The organism is Sphingobium lactosutens, assembly GCF_013393185.1.
GTDB classification, from domain to species: Bacteria; Pseudomonadota; Alphaproteobacteria; order Sphingomonadales; family Sphingomonadaceae; genus Sphingobium; species Sphingobium lactosutens_A.
This window is the reverse complement of sequence record NZ_QJQX01000018.1, coordinates 42,989-67,682: the sequence shown is the minus strand read 5'-3', so window position 1 is coordinate 67,682 and position 24,694 is coordinate 42,989. Positions and strand designations below refer to the sequence as shown.

Annotated in this window: 24 protein-coding genes; 17 read left to right on the top strand and 7 right to left on the bottom strand. The window is 64.9% G+C overall.

Annotated features, from left to right (window positions below):
• Positions 1–94: 94 nt before the first annotated feature.
• The 7 genes from DM806_RS01530 (at position 95) to DM806_RS01500 (ending at position 8,126) form a co-directional block, all read left to right on the top strand.
• Complete coding sequence (locus DM806_RS01530; protein ID WP_256869037.1) at positions 95–2,602, top strand: TonB-dependent siderophore receptor; 2,508 nt, start codon at positions 95–97, stop codon at positions 2,600–2,602.
• A gap of 37 nt (positions 2,603–2,639) precedes the next feature.
• The gene (locus DM806_RS01525) at positions 2,640–4,196 is read left to right on the top strand and encodes a PepSY-associated TM helix domain-containing protein (RefSeq protein ID WP_179041507.1); all 1,557 of its coding nucleotides are present in this window, start codon (positions 2,640–2,642) and stop codon (positions 4,194–4,196) included.
• Positions 4,193–4,483 (top strand): DUF3325 domain-containing protein, encoded by a 291-nt coding sequence (locus DM806_RS01520; protein ID WP_179041506.1) that lies wholly within the window; start codon positions 4,193–4,195, stop codon positions 4,481–4,483. Before DM806_RS01525 ends, DM806_RS01520 begins: the two co-directional genes overlap by 4 nt.
• 127 nt (positions 4,484–4,610) lie before the next feature.
• Positions 4,611–4,913 (top strand): hypothetical protein, encoded by a 303-nt coding sequence (locus DM806_RS01515; RefSeq protein ID WP_256869036.1) that lies wholly within the window; start codon positions 4,611–4,613, stop codon positions 4,911–4,913.
• A 5-nt stretch (positions 4,914–4,918) separates the two neighbouring features.
• The gene (locus DM806_RS01510; protein WP_179041505.1) at positions 4,919–5,710 is read left to right on the top strand and encodes an energy transducer TonB family protein; all 792 of its coding nucleotides are present in this window, start codon (positions 4,919–4,921) and stop codon (positions 5,708–5,710) included.
• Positions 5,707–7,764, top strand: a complete 2,058-nt coding sequence (locus tag DM806_RS01505) for a TonB-dependent receptor domain-containing protein (protein WP_179041504.1) — start codon at positions 5,707–5,709, stop codon at positions 7,762–7,764. Before DM806_RS01510 ends, DM806_RS01505 begins: the two co-directional genes overlap by 4 nt.
• Positions 7,761–8,126: a hypothetical protein gene (locus DM806_RS01500; protein ID WP_179041503.1), complete on the top strand. Its 366-nt coding sequence runs from the start codon at positions 7,761–7,763 to the stop codon at positions 8,124–8,126. Before DM806_RS01505 ends, DM806_RS01500 begins: the two co-directional genes overlap by 4 nt.
• Here DM806_RS01500 and DM806_RS01495 read toward each other — a convergent pair.
• From DM806_RS01495 to DM806_RS01475, 5 genes are read right to left on the bottom strand one after another with little or no spacing between them, the layout of a single operon-like run.
• A complete protein-coding gene (locus tag DM806_RS01495; RefSeq protein ID WP_179041502.1) occupies positions 8,082–9,347 on the bottom strand; it encodes a hypothetical protein in 1,266 nt (421 codons plus the stop codon). The two genes, DM806_RS01500 and DM806_RS01495, sit on opposite strands and share 45 nt — an antisense overlap.
• Before the next feature lie 57 nt (positions 9,348–9,404).
• Entirely contained in the window at positions 9,405–10,157 is a 753-nt protein-coding gene (locus DM806_RS01490; protein WP_179041501.1) for a TorF family putative porin, read from the bottom strand.
• Entirely contained in the window at positions 10,114–11,340 is a 1,227-nt protein-coding gene (locus tag DM806_RS01485) for a S8 family peptidase (protein WP_179041500.1), read from the bottom strand. The genes DM806_RS01490 and DM806_RS01485 overlap by 44 nt, the downstream gene beginning before the upstream one ends.
• Entirely contained in the window at positions 11,337–11,978 is a 642-nt protein-coding gene (locus tag DM806_RS01480; RefSeq protein WP_179041499.1) for an anti-sigma factor family protein, read from the bottom strand. The genes DM806_RS01485 and DM806_RS01480 overlap by 4 nt, the downstream gene beginning before the upstream one ends.
• 6 nt (positions 11,979–11,984) lie before the next feature.
• The gene (locus DM806_RS01475) at positions 11,985–12,584 is read right to left on the bottom strand and encodes an RNA polymerase sigma factor (protein ID WP_256869035.1); all 600 of its coding nucleotides are present in this window, start codon (positions 12,582–12,584) and stop codon (positions 11,985–11,987) included.
• A 128-nt stretch (positions 12,585–12,712) separates the two neighbouring features.
• On the opposite strand from DM806_RS01475, the gene DM806_RS01470 reads away from it, so the two are divergent.
• Genes DM806_RS01470 through DM806_RS01450 form a run of 5 tightly spaced genes read left to right on the top strand, consistent with a single transcriptional unit; the run spans position 12,713 to position 16,939 of the window.
• Positions 12,713–13,117 (top strand): plastocyanin/azurin family copper-binding protein, encoded by a 405-nt coding sequence (locus tag DM806_RS01470; RefSeq protein WP_179041498.1) that lies wholly within the window; start codon positions 12,713–12,715, stop codon positions 13,115–13,117.
• Positions 13,114–13,857 carry a ferritin-like domain-containing protein gene (locus DM806_RS01465; RefSeq protein WP_218647280.1) on the top strand — a complete coding sequence of 248 codons (744 nt, stop codon included), beginning with the start codon at positions 13,114–13,116 and terminating at the stop codon, positions 13,855–13,857. The genes DM806_RS01470 and DM806_RS01465 overlap by 4 nt, the downstream gene beginning before the upstream one ends.
• Positions 13,857–15,626 carry a carbamoyltransferase family protein gene (locus DM806_RS01460; RefSeq protein ID WP_179041497.1) on the top strand — a complete coding sequence of 590 codons (1,770 nt, stop codon included), beginning with the start codon at positions 13,857–13,859 and terminating at the stop codon, positions 15,624–15,626. Before DM806_RS01465 ends, DM806_RS01460 begins: the two co-directional genes overlap by 1 nt.
• Positions 15,623–15,835, top strand: a complete 213-nt coding sequence (locus DM806_RS01455; RefSeq protein WP_179041496.1) for a DUF5989 family protein — start codon at positions 15,623–15,625, stop codon at positions 15,833–15,835. The genes DM806_RS01460 and DM806_RS01455 overlap by 4 nt, the downstream gene beginning before the upstream one ends.
• Positions 15,836–16,939 carry a class I SAM-dependent methyltransferase gene (locus DM806_RS01450; RefSeq protein ID WP_179041495.1) on the top strand — a complete coding sequence of 368 codons (1,104 nt, stop codon included), beginning with the start codon at positions 15,836–15,838 and terminating at the stop codon, positions 16,937–16,939.
• Here the strand turns inward: DM806_RS01450 and nagA are convergent.
• Together nagA and DM806_RS01440 are read right to left on the bottom strand one after the other, a co-directional pair.
• Complete coding sequence (nagA, locus tag DM806_RS01445; RefSeq protein WP_179041494.1) at positions 16,920–18,071, bottom strand: N-acetylglucosamine-6-phosphate deacetylase; 1,152 nt, start codon at positions 18,069–18,071, stop codon at positions 16,920–16,922. The genes DM806_RS01450 and nagA overlap by 20 nt on opposite strands.
• Positions 18,068–19,126, bottom strand: coding sequence for an SIS domain-containing protein (locus tag DM806_RS01440; protein WP_256869034.1), 1,059 nt, complete (start codon positions 19,124–19,126; stop codon positions 18,068–18,070). Before DM806_RS01440 ends, nagA begins: the two co-directional genes overlap by 4 nt.
• Before the next feature lie 172 nt (positions 19,127–19,298).
• Between DM806_RS01440 and DM806_RS01435 the strand changes: the two genes are divergently transcribed.
• The 5 genes from DM806_RS01435 (at position 19,299) to DM806_RS01415 (ending at position 24,473) form a co-directional block, all read left to right on the top strand.
• Positions 19,299–20,189 (top strand): N-acetylmuramic acid 6-phosphate etherase, encoded by an 891-nt coding sequence (locus DM806_RS01435; protein ID WP_179041493.1) that lies wholly within the window; start codon positions 19,299–19,301, stop codon positions 20,187–20,189.
• Positions 20,190–20,194: 5 nt separating this feature from the next.
• Positions 20,195–20,926 (top strand): GntR family transcriptional regulator, encoded by a 732-nt coding sequence (locus tag DM806_RS01430; RefSeq protein WP_179041492.1) that lies wholly within the window; start codon positions 20,195–20,197, stop codon positions 20,924–20,926.
• On the top strand, positions 20,926–22,443 hold the full coding sequence (locus DM806_RS01425; RefSeq protein WP_179041491.1) for a permease: 1,518 nt from the start codon (positions 20,926–20,928) through the stop codon (positions 22,441–22,443). Before DM806_RS01430 ends, DM806_RS01425 begins: the two co-directional genes overlap by 1 nt.
• A 46-nt stretch (positions 22,444–22,489) precedes the next feature.
• The gene (locus tag DM806_RS01420; protein WP_372859161.1) at positions 22,490–23,512 is read left to right on the top strand and encodes a serine hydrolase domain-containing protein; all 1,023 of its coding nucleotides are present in this window, start codon (positions 22,490–22,492) and stop codon (positions 23,510–23,512) included.
• Between the two features lie 94 nt (positions 23,513–23,606).
• Positions 23,607–24,473 (top strand): hypothetical protein, encoded by an 867-nt coding sequence (locus DM806_RS01415; RefSeq protein ID WP_179041489.1) that lies wholly within the window; start codon positions 23,607–23,609, stop codon positions 24,471–24,473.
• The last annotated feature ends 221 nt before the right edge of the window (positions 24,474–24,694 follow it).

Here is a 24,694-nt window from a genome sequence, read left to right as displayed (position 1 = left end):
CCTCAAACGTCTAAGATAATGAGAGGCATTTGCATTCAACGCATTATTGATCGTGACTGCAATGCCCCGGCATCAAACGGGGGTTCTGATTTCCATGCATTCTTCCTTCGCCGCGCCGTTGCCTCGCGCCATGCGCGCGCTCCATGTGCTGCTGTCGTCTGCCATGCTTGCCAGCCTCATGGCCCCCGCCATGGCGCAGGCCCAAACCGGCACAGCGGCACGCGTCAATGCCGCGATGCGCCGCTTCGATGTGCCCGCCCAGCCGCTGGACTCGGCTTTGACGGCGGTGGCCGATCAGGGAGGCATCCAGATCATCCTGATGTCCGAAGGGGTGGCGGGCATCCGCAGCAACGGCGTGTCGGGTGCGATGACGGTCGAGGAAGCCCTGTCGCATGCCCTGACGGAATCCGGCTTTGCCTGGCGCTATCGTGAAGCACGCGTCGTCATGATCGAAAAGCTGCCCGACGCACAAGGCACGGTTCAGAAGGGCGCGGTTCAGCTAGGCGCGGTTCGGGTTGAGGGCGCGGGAACCGCCGGCGCGGGAACTAGCAGCGATACATACGCCCCGACCAGCGATCCGGCGGCGACCGAAGGCACGGGTTCCTACACGACCCGCAGCATGGGCACGGCGACGAAAATGGCCCTGTCCATTCGCGAAACGCCGCAGGCCGTGACCGTCATCAGCCGCCAGCGGCTGGACGACCAGGTCATGACCAGCATCATCGATGTCGTCCAATATACGCCGGGCCTGTTCCTCAGCAATGCCGACGGACCGGGCCGACCTTCGTTCCAGGCGCGGGGCCTGAGCGTCGACAATATCATGTATGACGGCCTGCCGATGCGCTTTCAGGGCTGGGTCGTCGGGTCGATGGCCAATATGGCGCTGTTCGACCGGGTGGAGGTGGTGCGCGGCGCCACCGGTCTCGTGACCGGCAGCGGCAACCCCTCCGCCGCCATCAATCTGGTGCGCAAGCGGCCGACCCGGGATTTCCAGATCAAGGGCGAACTGGCGGCGGGCAGCTGGGACAATTATCGCGGCGAGATCGATATGTCCGGCCCGGTCGACGATGCCGGCCATCTGCGCACCCGCCTGGTCGGCTCCTATCGCGACAGCGGCACCTTCCGCAACGGCGAGAAGGTGAAGCTGGGCGTGTTCCACAGCATCACGGAATATGATCTGGGGCCTGACACCTTGCTGATGGCGGGCTATACCCGTCAGGACGACAGCTATAATGTCTTCTGGGGCGGGCTTCCGGTCAGCCCGACCGGCCAGCATCTGGACCTGCCCCGCTCCTTCAAGCCCAGCTATGACTGGGAGATCAAGCAGCAGAAGTCCGACACGCTGTTCGGCGAGATTTCCCACAATTTCGGCCGCGACTGGAAACTGCGTCTGGCGGGCATGAAGGTGTGGCAGGACGCCATCTTTTCCGGCACCACCATCGTGCGCAATGCCAACAACAGCCTGACCCACAATGCCTATCAGGCGACCTATGACGAGGATCAGGTGGGGCTGGACGCCTATCTGTCCGGGCCGGTCAAGCTGTTCGGTCGCGACCATGACGTGACGCTGGGCGCCAGCCATCGCAGTTCGATGCTGCGGACCCAGAATTACAGCGGCGGCGGCCTGATCCCCGGCACCATCGATCTCGACAATTTCGATCCGTCCGCGGACACCAAACCGAATTTCCTGCCCACCACCGTCAGCAAGGCGATCACGAGCCAGCAGGGAATATATGGCTCCATCCGCCTCAATCCGGCGAACATGCTGAAGCTGATACTGGGCGGCCGCCTCGATTGGCTGGACTATGACAACAGGACAGGCACGGGCGATTACCGGATCAAGGCGAACAAGACCTTCTATGCCGGCCTTATCCTCGACATCGATCGCCATCATTCCATCTATGGCAGCTTCACCGACATCTTCCAGCCGCAGCAGAGCACGCTGAGCTTCGCGCCGACCACATCGGAGCAGGCCGTGCTCAAGCCGATCGTCGGCAAGAATTACGAAGCCGGCGTGAAGGGCGAATATTTCGACGGCCAGTTGAACGCCGCCATCGCGCTGTTCCGCATCGACCAGACCAACCGCGCGTTCGTGCCGATCGACCAGACCGGCTGCCCCACCTTTCCCGCCAGCAATTGCGCGATCGCGGCGGGACTGGTGCGCAGCAAGGGCATCGACGCGGAGATCCAGGGCGCGCTGACCCCCGACTGGCAGATTTCGCTCGGCTATACCTACACCAGCATCCGCTACGTCAAGGACACCAACCCGGACAATCAGGGGCGCAACTTCTCCACCTACCAGCCGCTGCATATCGCCAAGCTGATGACCAGCTACAATTTCGGCGATCTGCGGATCGGCGGCGGCCTTACCTGGCAGAGCCGCATCTATCAGCAGCGGAACGGCTATCGGAACCAACAGAACGCCTATGCCATCGCCAATCTGTTCGCCGGCTACAGGTTCAGCGAGCATGCCGACCTTCAGGTCAATCTGAACAACATCTTCGACAAGAGCTATTATCGCATGGTCGGCAATGCCGGTTCGCCCTACGACACCTATGGTGAGCCGCGCGCCGTGCTGGCCACCCTGCGCGTGAAATATTGATCATGCAGCAGCATCTGTTTCTCGCCGAGCCTCCACGATGAAGGCCGGCCTGCGCCAGTCGATGGCAGCGCTCCACACCTGGACCGGACTGGTACCGGGATGGATATTGTTCATCGTGTTCCTGTTCGGAACCGTTGCCTTCTTCAATGAAGAAATATCGCGCTGGATGCGCCCTGAACTGACGGCTGCCCCCATATCGTCCCGCGCACTGGATGCAGCGGGCGCCATATTGAAGGACAAGGGAGCGGGGGCCGCAAGCTGGAACCTGTCCATGCCCGCGCCACGCGACGGCGACGGGTTCGGCATATCCTGGATTCCGGCCGGGGGCAGCTTCAAGGACCGGCAGAAACTGACGCTCGACCCCGTCACCGGCGCGGAAACGGCGGTGCGCGATACGAAGGGCGGCTTTTTCCTCTATCGGATGCATTTCGACCTTCATTACATGCCGGTGATGTGGGCGCGCTATCTGGTCAGCATTGCCGCGCTGGCCATGCTCGTCGCCATCCTCAGCGGCATCGTCACCCACAAGAAGATCTTCACCGACTTCTTCCTGCTGCGTTTCGGCAAGGGGCAGCGATCCTGGCTGGACGCGCATAATGTCACGGCTGTCCTGGCGCTGCCCTTCTATCTGATGATTACCTATACCGGGCTGGTCACGCTGCTGTTCACCCTGATGCCATGGGCCATCAGCGCGAACTTCCCAGACCGCGAGGCCTATTATGCCGAAGCCTTCCCGTCCGCGCCCGAAGTGGAGCCGAGCGGCCGGCAGACGGCGATGCTGCCCTTCAACGCGTTGCTGCGCCGCGCCGAACAGGCGAAACCGGGCCTCTATCCCTCGGTCATCAGCATCCGCAATCCGGGGGACAGCGAAGCGGTCGTCGAAATGTACATGCGGTCGGATACGCTGGGCGGCGCACGCGAACCGCTGCAGATGCGCGCGACGACGGGCGAGATTATTAGCATGCGCGAGCCGCGCGGTCCGGCTGCGGCGACGCAGCAGGTGATGATCGACCTTCATGCCGGCCGCTATTCAGGCATCGTGCTGCGGTGGCTCTACTTCCTGTCGGGCGTCGGCGGCACGGTCATGGTCGGCAGCGGCCTGATATTGTGGACCGTCAAGCGCCGCGCCAAACTGCCCGACCCGACCCGACCGCATGTCGGATTTCATCTGGTCGAGCGGCTCAATATCGGCTTCATTGTCGGCGCGCCGGCAGGCATCGCCGCCTATTTCCTGGCCAACCGCATTCTCCCCACCGACATGGCGGATCGTGCGGACTGGGAAGTGAACAGCCTCTTCATCGTCTGGGGCGGGCTGTTCATCTGGACGATCGCCCGACCGGCCAAACGCGCCTGGAGCGAGGGCCTTGCAGCCGGGGCGGCACTGTTTGCCCTGGTACCCATCGCCAGCGCGATCACAACGACCCGCGGCCTGCCGGCCAGCCTGATGGCGGGGGACGCATTATTCGTCAGCTTCGACCTCGTCTTGCTCGCAACCGCCGGGTTCTTCGCCTTCGCTGCCCGGAAGGTCACCCGCCACCAGCCCAAATCCGCGCCACGTCGCAAGCAGCGCGCGCTTGAGGAGGCGATGGCATGACGCATGTCGCTGTCCTCCTCCTGTCGCAGATCGGCTTTGCCATGCTGCTATTGGCCATGGCCCGCCACCAGCAGGAATGGCTGTGCCGCAAACTGTCCAGTTCGCTGTCTGGAATGATGCGGACGGGCGGGATGATGATGCTGGTGCTGGGCTTCCTTGCCGCCGGGATCGGCCTTGGCTGGGGCTATGGCACGGTGGCTTGGTGCGGGTCGCTCAGCGTCGCGGCGATGATGACCATCATCTTCAACCTGCATCGCGAGAAGATCCTCGCCCGGATCCGGCGATGAGCGCCGCGTCCCACCGATCCAGCAAAGGAGCCATGATGCTGAAGACCATCCCTGCGGCTGTCGGGATCGCCGGCCGGAAAGCCGCCAGGCTCCAGCCTGTCGCCCTGCCCGGTTTGGGAGCGGATTGATGGCGCGGCCAGCGCAATTGTCCGATGCCTGGCGCGACCGCCTGTCGATGCTGTCGCGATGGGCTGCGGTGACATTGGGCGCCTATGCCCTGACGGTGTTCGTCACGGCGGCCCTGTCGGTCGTGCTGGCACGGACCATGGGCCGGGTGGAGGCGGTGACAGCCGCCACGATCGCGAGTTTCGCTGTCTTCGCCTTTGCATCGATGGCCGCTTTTCATGCCCGGAGCGCCCTGCGCGCATGGACCTGGCTCATCCTGTTCGCCGGGTTTTCGGGCCTGATCCTGACGATATTTTCGGAGTGACGGTGATGACCGCCCGATCCCTTTCATCAAAACGCCAGGACCATGCAGCGGCTTATGCCGAGCGGGTCGCGTCCGTCACGATCATACCGGGCCGCCCAGCGCCCGCCCATAGTCGCTACAGCGACCAGGCGATGCCGCTTCGCACGCGGCTCGCGGGCATGGGTGGCGTCGCGGGCATCGGCCTGCTGGTGCTGGCGGGCGGCATGGTCACATGGCGGACCTATGTGGCGCCGGCCAAGCCCGCGCCCCTCAGCCTGTTCGACATCGCGCCCCCGGCGGCGCCCCCCGAACCGGTGCATGAGGTGCCGCCGGGACCGGAAAAGGTGCAGAAGGAAGAACAGAAGCGAGAACCCGACCGGCCCAAGGTGGAACCGCCCAGGATCAAGGTGCCAAGCGCGCACCTGTTGCCGGTGGTCGCCGCCAGGCCCACGCCCGATCCCGGCCCGCCGGTCCCGGAAACGACAGCCCCCCAAAGCCAGCCTGTGCCCTCCGCGCCGCAGCTATCGACCGGCAAGCCGACCTGGGAAGGGCTGGTGCTGGGCGCGCTCAACAAGGTCAAGCGCTATCCCCGCGATGCGCATTTCGCGCGCCAGCAAGGCGTCCCCTATATCCGCTTCGTCATGGACCGGGAGGGCAAGGTGATTTCCGCCAGGCTTGAACGGTCATCGGGCTATCGTTCGCTCGATCAGGAAGCCTTGTCGCTGCCGAAACGCGCCCAGCCCCTGCCCAAGCCACCCGAAGATGTGAGGGGCGATACCATAGAACTTGTCGTCCCGGTCGAGTTTTTCATGCGATGAGCCTTTCACTCCTGTTCTCCAGCCTCGCCGTCGCGGCGGGGACGACCGCCAATGAGCCTGTCACGCCGGAAATCGCGGCCCGGCCCACCCACCCTTCCGTCATGGCGGTCATTCCCGATCCCGTTTACCCCGCCGAATTTTATCGTGCTTTCCAGCCCCAGACCGCGCTCGACATGCTGGAACGGACGCCGGGCTTCCTTCTGTCCGAAGGCTCCAGCCTGCGCGGTTTCGGCGGCGCCGCCGGGAATGTCCTGATCGACGGACAAAGGCCCACGGTCAAGGCCGGCGGCATTGGCCAGGTGCTGCGACGCATCAGCGCATCGCGGGTCGAACGCATCATATTGCTGCGCGGCACCGACGCCGCCGAGGCGCAGGGGCAGACGCTGGTCGCCAACGTCATACTCCGCGCCGACGCCGCCGGATCGGGCAACGCATCGCTGACGCTGCGCCATACTGCCGACGGGCGCATCGCGCCGGCCGCCCAGTTGAGCCACGCCCGGCGCATCGCAGGCTGGCAGACCAATATCGAACTGTCGGGCGAAGTGGTGCGCTATCCGACCGGCGGCCTGTATCATGATCACGACGCGACGGGACAACTCACCCAGACCCGTTTCGAACATATCAAGGGCAAGGCGCCCGAATTGGGGCTGGCCGCTTCCACGTCCGGCGCGGTCGCAGGTGGCGCCTTGACGGTCAATCTGCGGCTCAACAAGGATGGCTATCGATCCGACCGTGCCATCGACATCTTTGCGGGGCCACGCGACGGCATGCCGCAGGCGATCCGGCATATCGGCTATGAGGAAAAGGGAAAGAGCGGCGAACTGGGGCTGGACTGGACCCGCGCCCTGGGGGCCGGCTGGACGACCAAGTTGATCGGCCTGGCCCGGCTGGAGGACGGTCGGACCGATGAAAATTATGTCGAGCCGGGCTATCAGGGCCTCTCGTCGCTGAAGCAGAAGCCGCTTGAACTGGTGGGTCGCACCACGCTGACGCGAGAGGGCGATCATGCGGTTCGGCCCGAACTGGGTGTCGAAATCGCCTATAATCGATTATCCAGCCGCCTCGATTATGCGGAGAATCATGGCGGAGGCCTGCTGCCGGTCAGCCTGGCCAATGCCGATACACGCGTATCGGAACTGCGCGGCGAAGCCTTCGCCAATCTGACGATCGGGGTTGCGCGCAACGTCAACATCGAAAGCGGCATGGCGTTTGAAATGTCACATATCCGCGTGACAGGCGACTTTCCCAACGAACAGAGCCTGTCCTACTGGAAACCTTCCGCGGCGCTGGTCTGGTCGCCATCCGGCAAGACGCAGATACGCATCGGCGCACGCAGGACGGTGGATCAACTCGATTTTGGCGATTTCGCCGCATCGGTCAATCAGGCCGATGGCCGTCCGCTGGGCGGCAATGCCGGATTGCGCCCGGCGCGTGTGACCCGGGCATTGGCGCGGATCGATCACCGCTGGGGGAAGGGCGGCGCAGTCGCGGTCGAATCCTATCATCAATGGCATCAGGGCCTGCTCGGCTATCTGCTGCTGCCGTCCGGCGACGAGGCGCTCGGCACGATCGGCAATGCCCGGCAATGGGGCGTCACGGCCCAGGCAACCCTTCCGCTCGACGCGGCGATGCGCGGCGCCCGCCTGACGCTCGACGGCACGGTGCGCGGCTCGCACTTCCATGACCCGGTGACAGGCGGCGCAAGGGATATGGACGACATTTCCCCGCGCAGCCTGACCGCCGAATTCCGCCATGACGTGCCGGCGCTACGATCCTCCTGGGGGATCAACTATAGCGCAGCCGAACGCGGCGCCGTCTATTATACGGGTGAACGTCTCATCTGGCATGATGATGCGTTGTGGGGCGCTTATGTGGAAACCACCGCCTTTACAGGGTTCAAGACGACATTGAAGGCCAGCGCCATCAATGGACAGGACACGCATCGCCTTCGCCGCTTCTATACGCCCAGCCGGTCGGGAATAGCCTCCGGGCTGGAGCGGCGCGATCAATGGCAGGGCGCCGTCATTTCCTTGACGCTGGCGCGCGCATTATGATCCGCACGACGCTACCCCTGCATCGCCGGACCCGCGTGGAGCGGCGGGTTCTCGACTTCATCCGAAATCGTGAGCTGACGCTGGAAGATCCACATGCCGTGCGCTGTTTCACGCTGCTGCGTCAGCTGGCAGAACGGCGAGGAATGATGCTCCATCCACCCGGCACGCCCTATATCAGTGAAAGCGAACTGACGCTCCTGTCCTGGATCGCGAACGGACAGCGCGTGAGTGAACCGCCTTTACCCGACGACGATTGCAGACTGGCCATCGTCATGTCCCATATTGCGATGCTGCTCAACCAGATGCGGCTCCGGCTGTCACCGCTCACATTGCATAGCGTTCGCGTTCGCCAGGCTCGATGATCGGTTCGGAACGCCGTCATGCCCTTGCAACGCCATCCACACCGCCCGTGCCATGGCTTCATTGGCGCGGGCGTCGGGATGAAAGTCAGGGAAGAGACGCCAGTGACGGTCGAGCGGTACGACGACATGGGGCATCCCCGTTCCTCTGAAAAGCGCCGTCCGCAGCCTATGCGCCTGTGGCTGTTCGGGTTGGAAGATCGGCACGAGGATGATCGGCTGCGCGCCCCGCGCACGCACCATGGCGACATCCGCCATGAGGAGGCAGCGATCATTTTCCACCGTCTCCCGAACAGCGGAAGGGCTGTGATAGGGGAAGAGCACACGGCTGAGATGACTGAGACGCCAGGTCGGTTCCGGTGCGTGCCTGCGTCCGAAGCGATCCACCCATGGACGGCTCCTGTCGAGATCACGGCTCATCAGGTCAGGCCCGAAAAGGATCACGACGGCCACGGGCCGCCGGAATTTCGGCAGCTCCTGCTTCAACAGGAGATGGACCTGGCTGGCGGAATAGGCGGGGACGGAAAGATTGGCGCTCTGGATGCGGCTGCTGCTCTCTACCCGACCGGCAACGGTCTGGGACCAGTCCAGGCCTTTGCCGAACAGGATCGATTCACCCAGAAACATTATCGAAGGCGCATGTCTGCCGATCGTCCTGCCATGGGCAGCGACGCGATAGCCGTGTCTGTCGAGAAAATAGACCGGCCGGGACGGATAATCCAGATCGACGCCGCGCCGCGCCGGGATGTTGGCCCAACCCAATAGCGGGTCGGTGTGACGCAGCGGCTCGTTGACCGGGTTCCAGGACTGGCTCGCGCGTCCATTGACGGCCCGGATCAACGCCTCGCTCACCGGAATCGCCAGCAGCACCGCCAGGCCGATACCAGCCCCGCGCAGGACGGGGTCGGCCCGCCCGTTCGCCCTGATCCGGCCGATGCGCGGACAAATCACCAGCAGCACGGCTGCAGCGAGAAGGACCAGAATGATCCGTTCGATCCGGACGATCATCATCAACCAGTCGCTCGATACCAGAATGTCGGGAAGGACGTGGCGCCCGGTCCAATCCTCATCCATGTGGATTGCAAGAAACAGGCATGCCAAGCCGATACCGCCAGCCAGAATCTGTGCGATGCGCAGCGAGAAGGCGGAAATGCGTCGTCGGCCGGGCGCCGTCACCGCATCGGCCCGATCCAGATCCTGTGCCGGCGGAAATGACAGGGACATGGCTGCGCACCTGATCGATCAAGGACGATCATGGGTGTCACCCAAGCCACGGACGGTTCAAAAGCCGGCGATCATGGCCACCGCCAGCGCGCTGCCTTTCCTGTCCCCATAGGCATGATGGCGGGAACCCCCTTCCCTGTAGCCCGACCAGGCGATGTCCAGGTCGACCGGTCCCAGGCGGCGGCGCACGCCGATCCGCCAATCCGGAACGGTCCGGCCGCCTCCGTCCGGCTGATCGCGCAGATGCGTCAACATGCCCGCATGTCCCAGCAGGGACCAGTCTTTGGCTAATGGCAGATGGCCCTCCACCTCCATGTAGAGCGTCGGCGCGTCCGCACGGAAATAGGCCGGCGAAAAATAGATCCGGCCGGAAACATTGCCGCCGACAAGGCCGACATGGACCTCGCTATAGCTGCCGCGGCCGTGGATGCCGGAATAGTCCGAATATTCGCCATGGACGGCGCCGACATCGATCACCCGACCCGAGGGAAGCTGCCGGGCGAACCCCGCATAGACCTTGACCGACAGGGGTTTCAGTCCTTCATCCTGCGTGGCGACGGCGGCCACTGAACCGCCTAGATAGAAGCCGCCCGTCCCGTCATGGACAAGCTCCATCTCGATAGCCGGTCGATGATCGCTTACATCTCTCCCGCGAAACAAGGCCCGGCTGGAGACGGAGAGGCTTCCAGCAAATTGCGCGATCGCCGGAACAGATGTCACGCCCATCGCAAGCATGGCCACCAGCCGGGCAGCGCATCCGACAAGCCTAGTCGCGGCTGGCCGCAGCGAGGGAGCCGGGGCAGCGTCCATGGCATCCTCCCCTTCCGCCCTGCACCGTTGCAAGCGCATCGATGGTTCCTCCCCCCGACATGACGAGCATCGGTCGGCCATGTCTATGGCCCTCACGCTGCTCGATCAATGCGATCAGGCCGCTGACATGGGCCGCCGCATAGGATGTCCCGTCGACAAGGCCCCAGCCGCCGCCCGGCTCGGTCGAAGGAATATCCCGCGCCGGCGCGACATATATGGTCCGCCCCTTGTCCGGCTGCGGCGCGCCGGCGACCGCAATGACGCCGGGATGAGAGGCAGGAAATCCGCCGTCCGCCCGCGCCGGATCATAGGCGGCGACGAAATTGGCACCTTGCGCCATTCCGGCATCCAGCAGCATTGCGAGCAGGCGATCCGGCGGCCCGCCCAGGCTCAGATTGACGACACGGGCCTTATGCTCGATGGCGAAGCCAAGCGCCTTGGCGAGGGCGAAGCTGTTGCAGACCGCAGCGCCCGTCACCCGATCCTGCTCCTTGCAGGCTCGCAGACCTATCAGGCGGGCAGCGGGCGCGATCCCGGCTATGCCGGACCGATTGTCGGCACGGGCGGCGATGATGCCGCCCACCTCCGTTCCATGTCGCTCAGCGGAAAGCGCGCTGCCCTCGACGAAATTCACACTGGCTTTGATCTGTCCTGCAAGATCGGGATGATGCATGTCGATCCCGCTGTCTATCACCGCGACCGCGACGCCGCGGCCGGTCGCAAGCCGGTGGACGGCATCCAGATGCCAGAGCGTCGCCGCCGGCTGCGCGCGATAGAGCGGATCGTCATGTCCTGCTGCACCGCCAAGCGTCTGATAGTCATGCATGGGTTGCGCCCATTCGACCTGCGGATCGCCGGAAACATGCTCCACAACCCCTTCGACGGAGGCCCCCGCGGGCAATTGCATCACGAAGCAATTTAACCGGATGGCCGGCATCATCCAGTCGCTTACCAGCGTCAAACGATGATCGCGGGCAATGCGCCTGGCCTGGCGCACGGACTGGCTCCGCCCGATCCGGTTGCCATAACCGCCGTCATAGCCGCCGCCAGGCCGGAAATGGGGGACCGGCATCCGCAGCATTACAAGTATCTTCTGCCCCTCGGACGCCCTTGCCGTCGGCCAGGCGCTCAGCAGCGCAAGCGCCGCGACAAGGACGAAAGGCCGGGTCAACCGGCGGATCATTGCGCGCGCCTGCGGTCCATGGGTTCGGCGAGCACTATGTGGGGCTGGCGGCGCAGCTCCACCAGCATGCCGTCGCGCCGTTCCGGCTCCGTTTCGACGATATAGGCCCCGGCCGCCGTCGGGCCATCGACGATCCTCGCGTCCGCGCGGGCAAGGATGGCGCGTAAAGTCCGTTCCGTCGTGTCCGGGCTGAACATGACCAGCATGTTGCCGCCGGTCCGCACGGAGGCCGCGCCAAGCATATGATAGTCCGGCTGAGGGGCCACGGGCCGAAACAGCAGGAGCGCGACAAGAAGCAGCATCGTCTGGGCGCCGGCAAAGGCCGCAAGCCCGACAGGCCAGGGCATTCCGCGCCAGCGCGGCCGGGATATCCTCCTGCGGGATGGGCTGGCCCTGCCTTTGGGCGCGATCCGCGCCTGAAGCTTCTGCCAGCCAAGGTCGGCGTCGACCGGCAATTTTCCGATCGCAGCCTTCAACCGTCTCTCGCGTTCGACCGTCGCCCTGCACTGGCCGCAGCGATCGAGATGCGCCTCGACCTTCGCGATATCGTCGCCATCCAGCTGTCCAGTTGCGTACCAGGGCAGCAGCATCTCCACATCCTGATGCGGATCGTCGCGAAAAGAGAGGATGTCGGCCATGGCTGCTCAGACCCAGTCCGCAAATTCGCCGGCCAGTTCCCGCCGCAAATGGCGTCGGGCATGGAACATCCGCGTTTTGACGGTATCAACCGGGCAGTCCATGATCTGCGCGATCTCCCGATAGCCCAACTCGTGGAAATAGGTGAGATCGACGACGGCGCGCTGCTCGGCGGAAAGCCGGGCGATCGCGTCGAACAGCGCAATCCTGGCCCTGCTGTCGCTCGCATCCTGCTCGGGCGACGCACGGGGGCTGATCCGCGCTGCCTGCATATGGTCCTCGACCGGGTCGTCCTGCTTGCGGATCGCCTTCATTCCCTTGCGATAGGCGATGGTGAAGAGCCAGGTGGACAGCTTGCTTCTTCCCGAAAAGCTGTCGGGATGATCCCAAAGCACCATCAGCGTGTCGTCGAACACTTCCTCGACCAGATGCGGCCGCCGCAGGATATTCATCAGAAACCGGGCGAGCCGCGGCTGATAGGCGCGATAGAGCGCCTCAAAGGCCTTGAGGTCGCGGTGCCGGATGCAGGCGACCAGGCGCAACTCCTCATCGTTGCGCGAATGCGCGCCGCCGACTGGCCCCATGATTGCGGATTCGAAGGTTTCCAAGAACGACTCCTTCGCATTATCCCCTGAGTGTGCGCCTGTCGGCAGAGGGTTCAAAACTTTTTTGACCGTTGCTGAACCGAAGGGGACCGGGGCGGCACTCATCCGTATGAACCATGAAGGAGGCAGCAATGTCTCGATGGAAAACGGTTGCGGCGTTGGCGGTACTCGCCCTTGGCTTGTCGGCAGAAGCGCAGGCGCCGATCGACTGGAACACCGCCCAGCCTTTGACGCTTCGTTTGTCGAGTTTCAAATTCGAACCGTCGGACGTCATCCTCCAGCACGGCGTGCCTTATGACCTGCATTTCGAAAATGCGTCTTCGGGCTCGCATGATTTTGCGGCGAAGGCGTTTTTTGGACAGGCGCGGATCAAGCCGGAGGATCAGGCGAAAATCAGGGACGATCGCATCGAACTGGGCGGCGGGGAGACTGTGCATGTGCATCTGGTCGCGCCGTCGCCGGGCAGCTTCAAGGTGCGGTGCACGCACTTCATGCATAGCGCCTTCGGCATGACCGGCCGGATCGTCGTCCAGTGAAACCGCTTCATGCCCAGCGCTGGATGTATCCGGTCCATTGGCTGGTGTGGATCGATCCGCATCGCCGTGCGCGCAAATTGCTGCAATTTGCGGAGGTGGAGGCGGATGGCGCGCGCGACCTGTTCCGCGCCGCCGAAGTGGTGCAAGACCCGATCCTCCGTCGCCGCTTTTTCGCCCATGCCAGGGACGAGGTGCGGCATGCCAGCCTGTTCCGGACGCGCGGGCTGGCGTTGCGCCGACGGCTCGATCGGCCGGGGCCGGACCATGTGCTGGGCGACGGCCTGCTGCCGGGCGAGCGAGGCTTCGACCGGCTGAATGTCGAGGCCGAGAGCATGAGCGCCTTGCTGGCCTTCATTCACCTGTCGGAGCGGGCGGCGTCGCACAGTTTCGCCGCCTATGGCGCGGTACTGGGCCATGATCCGGAAACGCGCGCCGTCATCCAGCAGATCGCCCGCGATGAGGAGGGACATATGCGCTATTCGCGGGTGGAGCTAAGCCGGGTCGCGCCAGGCCAGGCCAATCGGGCGCTATGGGCGTCGCGCCTGCGCCGGCTCTGGCGAGCCTATGTTCGGACCGCGCTCGTTATGGCCGACATGATAGCGCGTCTCATTCTGACATTGCTCTATTTTCTGCTGCTGCCCCCCTTCGCCCTGCTGGCCAGGCGAGCCGCCCGGAAGGAGCCCCCCGGCTGGCACATCTGCAACGCCTGCCGAAACGATCGGACGGGAGGGCAATATTAATGAAGATCCTTGGCATTTCCTCCTTCTATCATGATGCGGCGGCCGCGCTGCTGATCGATGGCCTGCCCGTCGCAGCCGTCCAGGAAGAGCGGCTGTCGCGGCGGAAGAATGACGCCGGATTTCCGGTGCGGGCGATCGAATGGTGCCTTGGTCAGGCGGCGCTGGAACCTCAGGAGCTGGACGCGGTGATATTCTATGAACGACCCGCGCTGAAATTCGATCGCGTGCTCATGACCCTGTTGCGTGGCTTCCCGCACAGCTGGCGCGCTTTCCCCAAGGCGATGAACAACATGCTGGGCGAGAAATTATGGGTGCGCGGCGTCATCGCCGCTCAGCTGGCGGTGTCGGCACGCCGCGTCCATTTCACCGACCATCATCTTTCGCATGCCGCGGCCGCCTTTCTGACCGCGCCGACAGAAAGCGCCGCGATCCTGACGGCCGATGGTGTCGGGGAATGGGCCACGCTGACGCTGGGTCGGGGCAGGAAGAAGGCAGGTGGAGCAACGACAATCGACCTGATGCGTGAGGTCCGCTTTCCCCATTCGCTGGGTCTCTTCTATTCCGCCTTTACCGCCTATCTCGGCTTCAAGGTCAACGAAGGCGAATATAAGGTCATGGGCCTGGCCGCCTATGGCAAGCCCCGCTGGGCGCGGGAAATGCGCCGCATATTGCAACGGACGGATGATGGCGCCTTCGCCCTGGACCTTGCCTATTTCGACTATCACCGGGCCGTCGATGCCGCCTATTCGAAAGCGTTCATCGATCTTTTCGGCCCACCGCGCGACCATTTCGAACCGATCGATCTTTCGACGGCTCTGGGCCAGCATTATGCCGACATTGCGGCAAGTGCGCAGTTGGTGCTGGAAGAGGTCATCGTCGACATCGCGACATCACTTCACCGCGAAACGGGACTTGCGGATCTTTGCTTCGGCGGCGGCGTCGCGCTGAACGGCGTCGCCAACGCCCGCATCCTTCGCGAAGCCGGGTTCGACCGGCTGTTCGTGCCCTCCGCGCCGGGTGACGCAGGATGCGCCCTTGGCGCAGCGCTTTGGGCTGATCGCATCCTTTTCGACCGGCCGCATCGCGACTGCCCGGATCATCCCTTCTGGGGTCCGGCAGTCGTTTCCGATGACCTTGCCCGTCTTGCCGCCGAAGATGGCTTTCCTTTCGCCCGCCTGAGCGCGGCAGAACGGATCGACCAGGTGGTCGAGGCGATCGCGTCAGGCGAAATCGTCGGGTGGATGGAGGGGGCAACGGAATTCGGGCCGCGCGCCCTTGGCCATCGCAGCATCCTTGCCGATCCGGGCAACGCCGCCATGCGCGCGTGGCTGAACCGGGACATCAAGTTCCGGGAATCCTTCCGCCCCTTCGCCCCGGTAGTGCCTGCCGATCAGGCCGAAACATATTTCGAACTGCCTCCGGGCGGCGCGCGGCTGGGTCGGTTCATGTCCGGCGTCTTCCCCGTTCGACCGCAATGGCGCGGCAAGCTGGCCGCCGTCACCCATGTGGACGGCACCGCGCGCGTGCAGGTTCTGGACCGCGGCATGGCGCCGGGCCTTCATGCCCTGCTCATCGCCTATGGCCAGCGGCGCGGCATGCCGATCCTGCTCAACACGTCATTCAATCTGGCAGGGGATCCGATCGTCACGAGCGTGGCCGAGGGCTATTCGACCTTCCGCCGGGCGGGCATGGACATGCTTGTCGCCGACGACGTCATGGTTCGGCGTCAACGCGCGCGACAGGAACATGTGCTGGAGGAAGTCGCATGATCGGGCGCAAGGGACGTCTGCGGCGTCAGCTCATCATCGTCGGTAGCGCGCCGGGCACGATCGTCGATCTGGTGCGCGGCATGTGGCGGTCGCCGGGAGGGCGGCGCTGGATGATCCCGCTGGTGATCTTCCTCTGCTCGGTGGGCGTCATCCTCACCCTAGCGGCCGGTGTCGAGGCGCTGGCGCCCTTCATCTACTCGATATTCTAGATGGACGGGCCTGCGCTGTCGCTGTTTGCCTGCCCACGCTGCGGTGGACGGCTCGACAGCGAGATGGCCTGCGTCGATTGCGCTGCAATCTATGAGGAGATGGATGGCATTGCCGGCCTGCGATTGCCCGGCGATGACCGGACGGAACGGGTGCGGGGCTTTTACATGGAAGCGCCCTTCCCCGGCTATCCGCCGCGCGATACGATCGACTGGCTGCGTGCCCGCGCCGAACGCAGCCATTTCGCCCGGCAGCTTGACGCAGCCATTCCAACCGACGCCCATATTGTCGAGGTGGGATGCGGCACGGGCCAGATGAGCCTCTATCTCGCCCGGAGCAAGCGGATCGTCATCGCGGCCGATCTCTGCCGGGCGTCGCTCGCATTGGGACGCGCTGCGGCGCAGCGATTGGGGATCGACCAGGTACGCTTCGTCGAAACCGACATATATTGTCCCGGTCTTCGCGCCGGGGCGTTCGACATCGTCTATTGCTCGGGCGTGCTGCATCATACCCCCGATCCCGGCAAGGCCTTTGGCGAGCTTGCCCGGCTCGCGCGGCCCGGCGGCCTGGTGATCGTCGGCCTGTATAATCGCTACGCCCGCCTGCCGCACCGGGCGCGACGTCTGGTCGCGCGGCTGAGCGGATGGCGCTGGTTTCCCCCGGATCGGGTGCTCGCCGATCGCAAGGGGCAAAGGGAACGTCATAGAGCCTGGTTACAGGACCAATATCGGCACCCGGAAGAACATCGGCATACATTGGCGGAGCTACGACGCTGGTTCGCGGCGAACGGCATCGACTATGTTCGCTCGGTGCCGTCCGCTCTGGTGGGGGGCGATGACCAGTATCGCGCGCTGATCGACCCCGAAGAAGGCGGCTGGTGGCTGGAAGACCTGCTCGCCCAATTCGGCTGGATGGCGAGCCTTGGGGGTGAGGGTGGACTATTCATTGCGGTCGGCCGGGCAAGAGAAAGAGCCGCTGACGATGACGAACGCCAGCTTCCATTCTTCACCGCGTTGCGCGCAGAGCCGGGATCGCTAACCGCTCATCCCGTAGCGGTGTCGAACGATTCCCTTCAGACCGGCAAAGTCACTCCCCCACCTCGCTGATCTGGCCGCCGATCCACGTCCGCCGCACGCGCCGTTGGACGTCCAGATGGACGAGATCCGCCCGCAGCCCCGGCACGATCGCGCCCGTTTCCGCCTCCAGCCGCAGGAAGCGCGCCGGATTGCCGCTCGCCATGCGGGACGCCTCGATGATGGAGCAGCCCATCATGTCCATGGCGTTGCGGAAGGCCTGCGCCATGCTGAGCGCCGATCCGGCCAGCGTTCCGTCCGGCCCGCGGCAAGTGCCGTCGACCACATGGATGTCCTGCCCCATCAGGCTGAAGCCCTGTCGCGCGCCGCCCACGGGCGGCATGGCGTCCGTCACCAGCATCGCCCCATCCAGTCCGCGCGCCGCCAGCGCCACGCGCAGCGCGGCGGGATGGACATGCAGCCCATCGACGATCAGCCCGAAATGGCTGTTGCGGTCGAGCAGCGCGGCGGCGACCATGCCCGGTTCCCTGCTCCCCAATTGCGTCATCGCGTTGAACAAATGGGTGAAACCGGCCAGCCCTTCGCCCAGCGCAGCGATGGTCTGCGCATAATCGGCGAGGCTATGTCCCGCCGCGACCAATATGCCCGCACCGGCCAGCGCCCCGATCGTGCCGGCCGGCGCCAGTTCGGGCGCCAGCGTGACGATCCGCCTCCCGGTCGTGGGGCGGGTCAGCCGCTCCAGCACCTGCTGGTCGATGGCGGTGAACTTGGCGGCGTCGTGAATGCCCTTCTTCACCGGGTTGAGGTGCGGCCCCTCGATATGGACACCGAGGACGCCCGGCACCCCCTGCGCCAGCGCCGCCTCGCCCGCCGCGATGGCCGCGTCGACAACATCGGCGTCATCGCTGATTAGCGTCGGCAGCAGCCCCGTCGTCCCGAACCGCCGGTGCGCCGCCGCAATCATGCGGATGCCTTCGACGTCCGGATGGTCGTTCAGCAGCACGTCGCCGCCGCCATTGACCTGCGTATCGACGAAGCCCGGCAGCAGCCAGCCACCGTCCAGATCGACCTCGACGCAGCCGCCCGGCACCGCATCGCGCGCCACGATCCCGCCGATGCGCCCGCCTTCGACCAGCAGCGCGCTATCGGTCACGATCCGATCCGGCAGTACGATGTCTGCCCCGACGAGTGCCTCGATGCTCATAATGTCCGCGTCACCTTGGCCAGATGGGGCGGCTTGTCGGGATTGCGCCCGCGCGCCAGCGACAGCGCGTTGGCCAAGCCATAGAAGCTCTGGATCTGCGCGATGGCACCGATAATCGGATGCACATCGATCTGCCCCGGCAGCGCCAGTGTCGCCGCAGCGACATCGTCGGGATGGCCGGTCGCGATCACCTGCGCGCCGCGTGCCCGGAAATCCTCCAGCCGCTCCCGCAGCCCCGCGCGCGCCTCATCCATCGGCCCCAGCGCCAGCACCGGGTCGCCCTCGCCGATCAGCGTCATCGGCCCATGGGCGACTTCCGCGATGCTGAACGCCTCGGCGTGGAGGTTCGACGTTTCCTTGAATTTCAGCGCCGCCTCTCCCGCGATCGGCAGCGTCAGCCCGCGCCCCAGCACGAGCATATTGCTCGCATCGCGAAGCAGCGGCACCGCATCGGACCAGTCTGCCGCCACCGCCCGGCGCAGCACATCCCCGACCGTCGGCAGCGCCGCCTTCAAGCCCTCGTCTCCGCTCCATTCGGCGATCAGGTGGGTGAGTGCCACCAGCGTGCCGATGAAGCTCTTGGTCGCCGCGACGCTCTTCTCCGGTCCGGCATGGATGGGAATGCAGATATCCGCCATCTCCGCCAGCGGCGACGCCGCGTCATTGACGATCGACACCAGCAGCGCGCCCTGCCGCTGCGCGTCCTCAGCCGCCGCGATCAGGTCCGGGCTGCGCCCCGATTGCGAGATGGCGATCAGCGGCACGCCCTTGAACAGCGGCGACGTCGCCCGGTAGAGCGATCCGATCGACGGCGCATGGCTCAGCGTCGGAATGGCCGCCCGCGTCTCCAGCAATATCTTGGCAAAGGCCGCCGCCTGGTCCGAACTGCCCCGCGCCAATGTCGCGGCAAAGGGCGGCGCCAGCGCCCGCAGCCGCTGCCCCGCTTCGCGCATCACATCGGCATTGCGCGCAATCTGCGTCTCGCACCGGTCCGGCGCTTCGGCCGTCTCGCGCGCCATAAGGGTGTCGACGGGTCCATCTGGATGATCGGTCATGCCGAAACAATACCAAAACACAGGATAAGGGCAATTGGAATTAATTTGGTTGCATCGAACCGTGCGAAGGATAATACCACATGAACGGATTGCAGAATGCGCGCAGCGCGTTCGCTATCCAGGAAGCTGAACCGATCAGGGCCGGGCGTCAACGGCCGATCACGGAGCATATATGAGCACCGAAGCCATCGATCCGCGTTATATCGACATCGACCAATGGCCCACCATCCGCGCGGTCGAGGCGATGCTGGAGGGGCAGATGGCCGCCATCGCCGCGATCGGATCGCAAACCGGCCGCATCGCTCAGGCGGCCGAGGCCGCAGCCGCTCGCCTCGGCACGAACGGGCGACTGGTCTATGTCGGCGCCGGCACCTCCGGGCGCATCGCGGTGCAGGATGGCGTGGAGCTTTACCCCACCTATAACTGGCCGCAGGAACGGCTGCTCTTCCTGATGGCCGGCGGCCTCGCCGCGCTCACCGAAGCGGCCGAAGGCGCGGAGGATGATGCCGATGCCGCCCGCGCCGAAATTACCGCCGCCCAAGTCGGCCCGCAGGATGTGGTGATCGGCGTCGCCGCCAGCGGCCGCACCCCCTATACCGTCGCCGCCATCGCCGCCGCGCGCGAAGCCGGCGCGCTTACCATCGGCATCGCCAATAATGACGGCACCGCCCTGCTCGCCGCCGCCGATCATGGGCTGGTCGCGGCGACCGGCACGGAAATCGTCGCCGGCTCCACCCGGATGAAGGCCGGCACCGCGCAAAAGGCGATGCTCAACATGCTGTCGACCGCGATCATGTTGCGCATGGGCCTCGTCTATCGCGGCCGCATGGTGAACATGCGCATCTCGAACGAAAAGCTGCGCTTGCGCGGACAGGCCATGGTACGCGACATTGCGGGCGTGGACATGGACGACGCCGCGCGCGCGCTGGATGCAGTCGGGCAGGACATCAAGCAGGCAGTGCTGGTCGCCATGGGGGTGCCGACCGACGAAGCGCACCGCCTTCTCGACATCCACGGCCAGAATCTGCCGGCCGCGATGCGCGCCGTGCAACAGGGGGAATAGGGATGATGCGGGACAAACTCACCGCGCGCAGCGAGGACGGCACCCCGCTTTATCTGCAACTGGCGCGCAACCTGCGCGACCATATCGAAAGCGGCGGCATCACGCCGGGCAACGCCCTTCCGTCGGAACGCGACCTCAGCGAAATGGCCGGCATTTCCCGCGTCACCGTGCGCAAGGCGATCGAGCAGTTGATCGAGGAAGGCGTGCTGTTCCGCAAGCAGGGATCGGGCACCTTCGTCGCCCGCCGGATCGAGGCGCCCGCCTCCGTCCTCTCCAGCTTCACCAGCGACGCCCTTTCGCGTGGCGAGGATCCCGGCGTTATCTGGATGATGAAGAATTACGCCCAGCCGACCGAGGAGGAAGCCGTCGCGCTGTCCATCTCCCCCTCCGCCCGCGTCGCGCGGCTTGGGCGGGTGCGCCTGTCGGGCGGGGAGCCGCTGGCGATCGAACATGCGGTGGTGCCGGCCGACTGCCTTCCCGACCTGTCGACCATCGGCGACTCCCTCTATGAGGCGATGGGCCGCAGCGGTTTTCGTCCCACCTCCGGCACGCAGCGAGTCCGCGCCTCTCTCGCGACGCCCACCGAAGCCGGCCTGCTCTGCGTTCGCCAGAATAGCGAAGTGCTGCGGATCGAGCGGCTGACCCGCATCCCCAGCGGCCGCGCGGTGGAATTCACGCGCTCCGTCTATCGCGGCGACCGCTATGACTTCGTGACCGAACTCAAGGAAATCGGCTGATGACCGCCACGATCGCCGCCGATGCTCCCGACCTGAACGAAGCGCCCGCGGCCAAGCGACCGCCGATGCGCACTTTAGGCCTCTATCTGCTGCTCGGCTTCTCCGCCGGCCTGCCCTTCTACATGTTCAATGCGGTGTTGACGCTGCGGCTCGCGCGCCATGGCATCGATATCGTCATCATCGGCTTCTTCGCCTGGATCGCGCTGCTGCCAACCTTCAAGTTCGTCTGGGCGCCGCTGCTGGACCGCTACAGCGTCCCCGGCTTCTCCCGCTTCTGGGGCAGGCGGCGCGGCTGGATCATGCTCTCGCAGCTCGGCATTTTTCTGTCGATGGTCGCCATGGCCTTCACATCCAGCGACCAGAGTCTGCCGCTCACCGCCCTGTTCGCGATCCTGCTCGCTTTCTGGACGACTACGCTGGAGGTCGCGGCCGATGGCTGGCGTATCGAACTGGCGCCCACACAGGCGGAACAGGGACCGATCGTCGCCGCCAACCTCTGGGGCTATCGCAGCGCCATGGTGGCGGCGGGCAGCGGCGCGGTGCTGGTCGCGGCCTGGGCCGACTGGACATGGGCCTATCTCGCCATCGCCATCGCCGCTTTCCTGCCCTTCCCGATCCTCGCCGCCATGCGCCCGGAACAGGACGGCGCGAAGGGCCGCACGAGCGCCCTGCTCAGCGGCACTCTCGTCAGCCTCGTCATCCTCCTCGTCACCGGCGCGGCCACCGCACTGATCGGCTGGGCGCTTCTTTCCGCCGTGCAGGGCGCGGGCTTCTCCGCCCAGACCAATGTAACGCCGATCGTGCTGGCCGTGGCGCTGCTGCCCTTCGTCGCGCTTGCCATCGCCCTGCCCCGCATCCGCCGCCTGCCCGCCGACGCGCCGTCGAAAATGCCGGGCTTCATCGCCCCCTATGTCGAGATTTTCTGGCGCTACGGCTATGCCGTGCTGCCGGTGCTGGCCTTCGTCTCCTTCTACCGCATGGGCGACGTGCTGACGCTGACCCTGTCGCATCCGCTCTGGAATGCGGCCGGCTATAGCCTCGAACAGATCAGCATGGCCGACGGCGTCGTCGCGCTTACCTGCTCCATGGCGGGCGTGGCGCTCGGGGGACTTTGCGCCGCGCGACTTCCGATGACGGTCGCGCTCATCATCGGCGCCTGCGCCTCGGCGATCGGCAACTGGGTGTTCGTCTGGCTCTGGTATGCCGAACCCTCCGCCTTCGTCCTCTATGTCGCCGCCGGTGTAGACCAGTTCGGTCACGGGCTGGAGGGCGCCGTGTTCGTCGTCTACCTCTCCATGCTGGTCAGCCCGCGCTATCCCGGCACCCAATATGCGTTCCTGTCGGGCTTCGCCTTCCTGCTGCCGCGCCTGATCGGCGGCGCGGCGGGCGCGATCCAGAAGCAGATCGGCTATGACGGCTTCTTCATCCTGTCGGGCGCATTGAGCTTCGCCGCCATCTTCTTCCTGCCGATCGTGATGCGCGTTCGGCCTAGAGCGATTTCGAAGCAGGTCGAATGACCTGCTGGCTCGAAAATCGGAAAACAAAGAACAGAACTGCATAGGAATGCGCATGATCGAGCACATCTGCGAAACCGCCTTCGCCCCGGCCGCCGCCGCGGTGGAGAGCGGCCGCATCCCCGGCGCGACCCTTGGCGTGGTGAGCGCCGATGGCCACAGCGCCGTCCGCCTCGCCGGATCGGCCGCGATCCTGCCGGAGCGCGAGGCGCTGACCCGCGACCACTGGTTCGACCTCGCCTCGGTGTCGAAGGTGGTCGCCACCACCACGATGATCCTGCAACTGGCGGAGCAGGGCCGGCTCGACCTCGACCGGCCGCTGACCGACGCCATTCCCGACCTGCGCCAATATGACGTCGCCAACGCGGCCGAACGCAAGCTGACCTTCCGCGATTGCCTCGCCCACCGCACCTTCTTCCCCGCGGTCGAGCCGATCTACACCTATGGCGATGATCCCGCGCGGCTGCGCGCCTTCGTCCTCCAGCGCGAATGGCGCCACGGCCCGCCGGTCTATTCCGACATCAATTTCATCCTGCTCGGCATAGCGATCGAACGGATCACCGGCGCGCCGCTCAGTGACTGGCCGCTGGGCGAGGGCCTGTCCTACGGCCCGCCCCCCGGCCCCGCCGTCGCGACCGAGGCCTGCAGCTGGCGCGGCCGGGTGTTAAAGGGCGAGGTGCACGACGAAAATGCCTTCGCGCTGGGCGGCGCGCCGGGCCATGCCGGGCTGTTCGGCACAGTCGATGGCGTGCTGGGCTTCGCCAAAGCGATGCTCGACGGCTCGACCCTCTCCCCGGCGATGCTGGCGGAAGCCCGGACGGCGCAGCTCGACCACCGCACCTGCGGCTGGGAGCGCGCCTTTGCCGGCTGGTCGGGGGGCGACGCCTGTTCGGCCGAAACGATCGGCCATACCGGCTTCACCGGCACGGGCCTCTGGATCGACTTCGACCGCGGCCTCGCCTGGACCCTCCTCACCAACCGCGTCCACCCCACGCGCCACGCCGACAGCGGAATATTCACGCTACGCCCGGCGGTGGGCGACGCGCTCGTGCAGGCGTGGGATAAGGGGTGAGGGAAGGGGCTGGCGGCTTTCTGAACAGAATTTCAATATTCTGTCGGCAAGCTGTTAACTTGACCATATCGGCGGAGCAGAGGAATTGGAGACGATGACACGACTTGAATTGGTCTCCAGCCAGGACTTCATCGACACGCTCATCCAGTTCAATCCACCGCGGGCCGAAGCTGGCTCGGTCTATACACACCCGATCGATGATGAGGCCTATTCGCCCCGGATATCGGCGTCCCGGCGAATGTCATTGCTGCCGATTGCGCCGGATTTGCCGGATCATCTCTATGCCATGCTGCGATACAGCAAGAAATATCCGCTCGAACCGGTCATAGAACAAGGAGGAAGCGGCTGTTTCCTGATCTCGGATACGATCAAAGGGGTATTGGACGAACTCCAATCTCCGCGGATCGAATATATTCCGGTGACTGCCTATCGCTGCAAACGGGTCGACAGGGATGGCTTTCCGCACGGTTTTGGTGAAGAGATCGACGAGCCCTATTGGTTGATGAACTGCATCAACAATTATGACGTCATCGACAGAGAGCGGACTGTAGGATCGTGGTTTTACCCTGATGAGAGGCAGCTTAGCAGGGACAAGGAAGGCTATTATTTTTCGCCCGATGATCCGCCTCGACTTGTTGGACCCAAGCGGCTGGTTTTGAAGGAGTATCCGCGGGATGCAATGTTTGGGCTAGTTGGGCTGCCCGATGTACGCTTCGTATCAGAGGAGTTCTTTGACCGATTGATGGCCAGCGGCCTCTTTACGCGCGGCACGGGACGCTTTGGCACTTGGGGGCCGTTCCGCCGCTTCTATATGAATGCCTCACAGCGCGGGCTTGGCGGATATGGTTATGGCGGTCGTCCTCTCGACGAAATTGTTCCGTTCCGTCTGAACGGACGAACCTTGTACTGGGGCGATTTTACTCATGATCCGCTGAGCTTTGGTCCGCCGCACGGCGAATAATGGGGGAAATGATGACTGAACACACGCCCCTCGCCCCTGCGTCATGCCGGGCCTGACCCGACATCCCGCTCTGCTTCTAGCCACGGCCCGCAAGACCCTTTCAATGTAGGATTTTCTCTGGTCTATCCTCCGGGATGGAAGACCTCACCGCACGCCCCTCGCTTCTTTCCTCGCCCGCTCCCGCTTGTCGCACCGAAGGCGCGTTGGTGTCACGTAGCAGT